At 60.6% G+C, this 4,220-nt stretch carries 3 protein-coding genes and 1 tRNA gene; 2 read left to right on the plus strand and 2 right to left on the minus strand.

The window, feature by feature from the left end; genetic code table 11:
- Positions 1–668: 668 nt before the first annotated feature.
- A complete protein-coding gene (locus ABHR75_RS09635) occupies positions 669–1,220 on the minus strand; it encodes a LemA family protein (protein ID WP_171021549.1) in 552 nt (183 codons plus the stop codon).
- Positions 1,221–1,431: 211 nt separating this feature from the next.
- On the opposite strand from ABHR75_RS09635, the gene ABHR75_RS09640 reads away from it, so the two are divergent.
- Complete coding sequence (locus ABHR75_RS09640; protein WP_215692636.1) at positions 1,432–2,016, plus strand: TetR/AcrR family transcriptional regulator; 585 nt, start codon at positions 1,432–1,434, stop codon at positions 2,014–2,016.
- Between the two features lie 2 nt (positions 2,017–2,018).
- Here the strand turns inward: ABHR75_RS09640 and ABHR75_RS09645 are convergent.
- Positions 2,019–2,108: transfer RNA gene (locus tag ABHR75_RS09645), tRNA-Ser, on the minus strand.
- A 51-nt stretch (positions 2,109–2,159) separates the two neighbouring features.
- Between ABHR75_RS09645 and tadA the strand changes: the two genes are divergently transcribed.
- Positions 2,160–3,941: a tRNA adenosine(34) deaminase TadA gene (gene tadA, locus ABHR75_RS09650; RefSeq protein WP_346964207.1), complete on the plus strand. Its 1,782-nt coding sequence runs from the start codon at positions 2,160–2,162 to the stop codon at positions 3,939–3,941.
- The last annotated feature ends 279 nt before the right edge of the window (positions 3,942–4,220 follow it).

Consider the following 4,220-nt stretch of genomic DNA (forward strand, 5'->3'; position numbering starts at 1 on the left):
GGCTACACCGAGATCGGCCCTGTGATGAAGAAGCTCCGCGAGACCCTGACTGGTATCCAGTCTGGTGCTGTCGAGGACAAGCACAACTGGGTTTACACCGTCGCGTAATTTGTCTTACCTATCCGGGCAGAGAACAAGTTCCCTCCCGGCGCGTCCTCGGACATGCAAGAAGCCCTCGCTGCGCACTTCGTGCGGCGAGGGCTTCTTGCGTCCTGCGGAGTGCGCCGGGAGGGAACTTGTTCTCTGCCCTGCGGGTTCGGCGATGTCACAACGGGCAATGATTAATCTGAATAAAGATGGTGCGCGGCCTTTTAGGCTGCGCTTTTGCTTTGCTTCGCGCCATGTGGGGGCGGTGGCGACGTGCATTTTTGCGAGTATTCTGCAATCGAAGGCCCCTGCATACCGACCTCGGGCAAAAAAATCGGGATTTCTCGATGGTTTCTACGGATGATGGGCGGGGTTATGGGCTGACAGCGTTTGATTTGCAGGGATATTCGCGGTCTTTGGCATTTATCGTGGCGCCCGAAGCTCTTGGTTATGTTGAATACTCCTAAAAATGCACGGCGCTTAGAGGGGGACCTTCGCGAAAAAGGAAACCGCCCCGTCGAAGTATGCATTCGACGGGGCGGTTTATGCATTTGGCCGATTAAGGATGCGCTGCCAAACTACTAGAACTTGACGGTCGGGGCCTGGCGGGCTGCTTCGGCGGCCTCGAAGCCCTGGCGCTCCTTAAACTGGAAGATGCCGGCAAAGATGACAGCCGGGAACGTTTGAATGGCGTTGTTGTAGCTGAGCACGCAGTCGTTGTAGCTCTGGCGTGCATAGCTAATCTTGTTCTCGGTATCCTCGAGCGATGCCTGCAGCTGCGTAAAGTTGGTGTTTGCCTTAAGATCGGGATAGGCCTCGGCTACGGCGAAGAGCTGGCGCAGCGCACCGGTCAGCACGTTGTCGGCTTCCATCTTGGCTTCGGGCGTGGTGGCCTTGACGGCGGTGTTACGCGCGCTGATCACGGCGGAGAGCGTCTCCTGCTCGTGCTTGGCGTAGCCCTTGACGGTCTCGACCAGGTTGGGGATCAGGTCGTTGCGACGCTGCAGCTGCGTATCGATGTTCTGCCAGGCGTTATCGATGCGGTTACGCTTGGTGACCATGTTGTTGTAGATGCCGGCGATGGCGCAGGCAATCACAATGACAACAACGATGCCGATGATGACGGGAAGCATGATGTCTCCGTTTCGAATGGCCGCGGCGGCATGCGCCAGCTGCCGTTGGTATAACGCTACTAGTATACCCGCAACGTTTTGCCGTGCCGAACTTTCCGGTAAGCGTTGTGTTTTCGTCGGGGTCGGCACCGGGGCAAAGCGCGCGAGGTACAGGTGTAAGATATGCGACAGATTGACGAGTGTTGTCTTTGCCCTGAGGATGGCGATACCAGTGGACCTTCGCATCAAGAAAACCTACCGCGCCCTGTTCGATGCCTTTACCGAGCTTCTCGAGGAGCATCGTTTTGAGGACCTGACGGTTGCCATGCTGTGCGACCGCGCCATGATTCGCCGCACGACGTTCTACAAGCACTTTCGCGACAAGAACGATTACTTTGCCTTTTATATCGATGAGCTCATGTCGGGCTTGCCGCAAAAACAGCCCGATGAGGCCGGCGTGGTATCTGCCGAGGACGTGCGCGCGCTTCGGCACGCGATTTTGGACGATGCCATGGATTTGATTCTGGCGCACGAGCGGCTCATGGATAACATTTTGGCAAGCAGCATGTCGGGCATGTTGACCAACGTTATTTGCGACCGCATTGCCCGCTCCATCCGCGAGCGTGTGATGAACGTGCTTGCCGAGGATGCCCTGGCCCCCGTGTCACTCGAGACGACGTCTGAGTTTATCGCCGGTGGCATTATTCGGTTGTTCACAAATTGGTGGGAATCGGGCCACGATCTTGAGCGTCGACCCGAGATGGCCGACGTGGTCGATGCACTGTTTGAGCGGACCATGACGCCGGTGAATCACTAAGGTGGCGGAGAGAGGGGGATTCGAACCCCCGGAACGCTCTCGCGCTCAACGGTTTTCAAGACCGCCGCATTCAACCGCTCTGCCATCTCTCCGTGAGTCGTAATGATAGCATCGTTTTGAATTTGCAACAGGGAAGGCGAACGATGACGATCACCGAAATCGACGAGAAGTTCATGCGCGAGGCGCTGGCGGAGGCGCGCGACGCCGCTGCGGTGGGCGAGGTGCCCATCGGAGCCGTAGTAGTGCGCTCGGGCGAGGTTGTCGCGAGGGCGCATAATCGCCGCGAGCTCGACCAAGACCCTTCGGCTCATGCCGAGTTCGCGGCCCTGTGCGCTGCCGCTCGGTCGCTTGGCCGCTGGCGCCTTTCCGACTGTACGGTCTATGTGACGTTGGAACCCTGCTGCATGTGCGCGGGCCTTATGGTCAACGCGCGCGTGGGGCGCTGCGTGTATGGCGCGAGTGATGCCAAGGCGGGCGCGCTGGGTTCGCTGTATGACCTGAATGCCGATTCGCGCCTGAATCATCGGTTTAACGTGACGGCTGGGGTCCTGGCGGATGAATGCCGCGAGCTGCTGAGTAACTATTTTGGCGGTCTGCGCGGGGCGGGCGGCGCTGATTGCGGTTGTGGGGCCGATCTTGAGGCGCATGCCGCACACGCCGCAGCGCTTGCAGGTGCCGGTGAGGATACTGGCACGGCGGTTGACTTTGGTCCTGCGTGCCGCCGGCCCCGCCGTGTGCTGTTGGCGATTGACTCCTTTAAGGGTAGCGTTTCGAGTGCACAGGCGGAGGCGGCGGTTGCCGAGGGCATGCGCCGTGTGTGGTCCGATGCCCAGGTGGCTACGTTGCCGCTGGCAGATGGTGGCGAGGGAACGCTCGATGCCGTTGCCGCGTGCGGCGGTGAGATTGTGACCTGCGAGGTGGCAGGTCCCTTGGGCGACCGCGTGTCTGCCCGGATGCTGGTGGACGACGAGCGCGACTCGGCTGTAATTGAGATGGCCGAGGCGGCCGGAATTGGGTATTCGCCTTGCACGGAGTCGACGGCGTTGGCGGCCACAACCTATGGCGTGGGCGAGCTGATGCTCCGTGCGGTTCGTGCCGGGGCAAAGACTATCTATATTGGCTTGGGCGGCAGCGCCACCAACGATGGTGGCGCCGGTATGCTGCAGGCGCTGGGCGCGCGCGTGGTCGATGATCAGGGCTGCGATGTCGCCCCCGGTCTTGCGGGCCTTGAACACGTGGCGAGTATCGATTTGACGTCAGCGCTTCGGACGCTGAACGGCGCACGTGTCGTGGTGCTTTCCGATGTCGAGAATCCGCTCGTGGGGCGTCGCGGCGCGCTTGCGGTGTTCGGCGGACAGAAGGGTCTGCCGGCGGATGATGTCGAGGTGCTGCGCAGATACGACGGCTGGATGGTCGGCTACGGTCGCCTGCTCGATGCGGCGATTGCTAGGGCGCGGGCTCAGGGATTGCTGCGCGCGCCCGAGGGTGTGCGGACATTTGGCTCGGTACTCGGTGTGCCCGGTGCCGGTGCCGCCGGCGGCCTGGGTGCCGCGCTGTTGGCGCTCGGCGCGGAGCTGCGTTCGGGCGTGGAGACGGTGCTCGATCTCGTGGGATTTGATGAGCGCGTGCGCGATGTCGACCTGGTCATAACGGGCGAGGGCAATATGGATGAGCAGTCCGCCGCCGGTAAGGCGCCGGTGGGCGTGGCCCGTCGCGCGAAGCGATATGGCAAGCCGGTGGTCGCCGTCGTGGGCGGTCGCGCCGTCAACCTGGATGCGGTGTATGAGCAGGGCGTCGACTTGGTACTTCCGATCTGCCGCAAGCCCATGGACCTTGACCGGGCGCTCGGTGTGCAAGAAGCCACAACCAACCTCATCTGCGCCGGTGAAGCGGCCGCTCGATCCTACGACCTTGGCCGTATCTAAAACCCATCCCCTCGATAAGTTGCGGTGAAATACGGAGCGTTTTTGCCTTTAAGGGGCCAATTCAGTCCGTATTCCACCGCAACTTCGAGAATGGCCATCCGAGGCTGGTCGCCATGGGTCTCGAGTCGGACCGTTTGCCAAGAAATGCGGCCATCTACTACGTTTAACCGAGCATCCTCGACCATCCTGGATTTTATGAAATTAAAACCGACGCTCCTATAAGTTGTCAAGAGGCAGTTTGCGGGAGCGCTCTCTCCAATTCGCACAGGAGCTCGTAAT

The sequence above is a fragment of the Collinsella aerofaciens genome, assembly GCF_039752955.1.
GTDB classification, from domain to species: Bacteria; Actinomycetota; Coriobacteriia; order Coriobacteriales; family Coriobacteriaceae; genus Collinsella; species Collinsella aerofaciens_BI.

Coding starts and splice junctions, on each gene's coding strand:
- ABHR75_RS09635 (WP_171021549.1), bottom strand. CDS start 1,220: ATGCTTCCCGTCATCATCGGCATCGTTGTTGTCATTGTGATTGCCTGC.
- tadA (WP_346964207.1), top strand. CDS start 2,160: ATGACGATCACCGAAATCGACGAGAAGTTCATGCGCGAGGCGCTGGCG.